General features: G+C 64.2%; 2 protein-coding genes. Both read left to right on the forward strand.

What is annotated here, in order from left to right; genetic code table 11:
- The coding region (gene mnmA, locus VBE63_RS28805) for a tRNA 2-thiouridine(34) synthase MnmA (protein WP_323686409.1) at positions 1-763 on the forward strand (763 nt) is incomplete at its 5' end.
- Positions 764-820: 57 nt separating this feature from the next.
- Complete coding sequence (gene hflD, locus VBE63_RS28810) at positions 821-1,462, forward strand: high frequency lysogenization protein HflD (protein ID WP_323686410.1); 642 nt, start codon at positions 821-823, stop codon at positions 1,460-1,462.
- Positions 1,463-1,691 lie beyond the last annotated feature (229 nt).

A 1,691-nucleotide genomic window follows, 5' to 3' on the forward strand; every position in this document is an offset into this window, starting at 1 on the left:
AACCGGCCATTATGCGCGCGTCGAGCATGATGCCGGTGGCGCGCACCTACGCCTGGCCGTGGATGCAAACAAGGACCAGACCTACTTCCTGCATCAGCTGAGCCAAGCGCAGCTCAGCCGTGCCCTGTTTCCGCTGGCCGATCTGACCAAGGCCGAGGTGCGGGAGACGGCGCGGCAGCTCGGGCTGGCGAACGCCGAGAAGAAGGACAGTACCGGGATCTGCTTCATTGGTGAGCGCCGCTTCGCCGATTTTCTCGATCGCTACCTGCCGCGCAATCCGGGGCCGATCATGACCCCGGAGGGCGAAGTCGTGGGCGAGCATCGCGGCCTCGCTTGGTACACCATCGGGCAGCGTCAGGGGCTCGGTATCGGCGGGGTCGCCGCGCATGCGGAGGCGCCCTGGTTCGTCGCCCATAAGGATGTTGAGCGCAATGCCCTGATCGTGGTGCAGGGCGGGGATCATCCGCTGCTTTATGCAGAGCATCTGATCGGCGAGCAGGTGCACTGGATTGCTGGGCGGCCACCTGCAACGACGCCAATCACCTGTCTTTGTCGACTAAGGCACCGGCAACCGCTGCAGCGCTGCACCATCGTCGGTTACGATAGCGCGTCATGCCAGGTTCGATTCGACCTGCCGCAGCGCGCGATCACGCCTGGCCAGTCAGCGGTGTTCTACCTAAGCGACGAGTGCCTGGGTGGCTGCGTGATCGAACAGGCTGGTGAGCTGCAGCGTAACCGGGATGCTCGCCACATGCTCGGCTGACCGTCCTTGAGCCCTCCATCGTTCCGCCTGATACCGGTTTTTTGAGACCCCAGACCCATGCCCTATAGCGACCAAGACCGCATCATCGCGCTTGCCGGACTCCACCAGGCGGCGCACTGCGTGCTGCGCATCGCCAACCGCGGCAGCGTCGACATCGATCAGATGACGCCTTGCCTTTATAGTCTGTTCCAGATCGATGCTGACGATGTGTCGGCGGTGTATGGCGAGCCCGGCGCGGTCGCGACCGGCGCTCGGCAGATCATCGCCCAGCTCACCGGCCAGCCCGAGCGCAACATGGAGATGACGCGCTATGTGATCACGCTGCTCAAGCACGAGCGCACCCTGGCCGGACGCGGCGACATGCTGGCGGCAATCGGCGAGGGCATCGAGGCGGCGAAGGAGGCACGCGCTGAGGCGCCCTTGATCGACCGCGATGTGATCGCCCGCTTCGCCAGCCTCTACTCGGCGACGATCAGTAAGCTCGAGCCGCGCATCATCGTGCGTGGCAATCCGCTCTATCTCCAGAACGAGGAGAATCAGGAGCGTATTCGCGCGCTGCTGCTGGCCGGTATCCGCTCGGCGATCCTTTGGCGGCAGTGCGGTGGGCGGCGGATGCAGATTCTGCTCGGCCGGCGCAAGCTGCTCGACGCCGCGCGTGGCTATCTGAGCCCGGCTGAGAATACGCGCCAGCCAAGTTGATGAGCCGAGCTGAGCGACCGATACACCGTTGTCGCCGCTCAGCTGAATCGCCAGATAATCTCGACGGCAAAGCCCTAGGCCTAGGGGCATCATGGGCCAGGCCTTAGGCGAATGGCCATGTTCGTTAAGTCATGTGGTGTGGGGCCAGCGGGTTCAGTTCGCACGCGCGAGCGCGCCCCGATCGCCTTAACGCGATAGCGAAGCCGATTCGCTACTATGGCCGTCATAC

Source organism: Lamprobacter sp. (assembly GCF_034860625.1).
Taxonomy (GTDB): domain Bacteria; phylum Pseudomonadota; class Gammaproteobacteria; order Chromatiales; family Chromatiaceae; genus Lamprobacter.